1 rRNA gene is annotated in these 565 nt (G+C 51.3%); it reads left to right on the top strand.

Annotated elements, in window-relative coordinates:
• Positions 1 to 565: ribosomal RNA gene (locus AC1RQG_RS27855) — 23S ribosomal RNA — on the top strand; the annotation flags it as partial.

The following is a 565-nucleotide window of genomic DNA, read 5'->3' as shown; positions in this document are numbered from 1 at the left end:
AGGTTAACCAGATCGGGAAGCCGTAGAGAAATCGAGTCCGAACAGGGCGATAGTCGCTGGGTGTAGACCCGAAACCAAGTGATCTACTCATGGCCAGGATGAAGGTGCGGTAACACGCACTGGAGGTCCGAACCCACTAATGTTGAAAAATTAGGGGATGAGCTGTGGGTAGGGGTGAAAGGCTAAACAAACTTGGAAATAGCTGGTTCTCTCCGAAAACTATTTAGGTAGTGCCTCAAGTATCACCATCGGGGGTAGAGCACTGTTATGGCTAGGGGGTCATCGCGACTTACCAAACCATTGCAAACTCCGAATACCGATGAGTGCGAGCTTGGGAGACAGACGTCGGGTGCTAACGTCCGGCGTCAAGAGGGAAACAACCCAGACCGCCAGCTAAGGTCCCAAAGATTGGCTAAGTGGAAAACGAAGTGGGAAGGCTAAAACAGTCAGGATGTTGGCTTAGAAGCAGCCATCATTTAAAGAAAGCGTAATAGCTCACTGATCGAGTCGTCCTGCGCGGAAGATGTAACGGGGCTAAGCCAGTCACCGAAGCTGCGGATATGCG

Source organism: Rugamonas sp. GW822-FHT03B10 (genome assembly GCF_058801745.1).
This window is presented reverse-complemented; position numbering and strand designations above follow the sequence as displayed.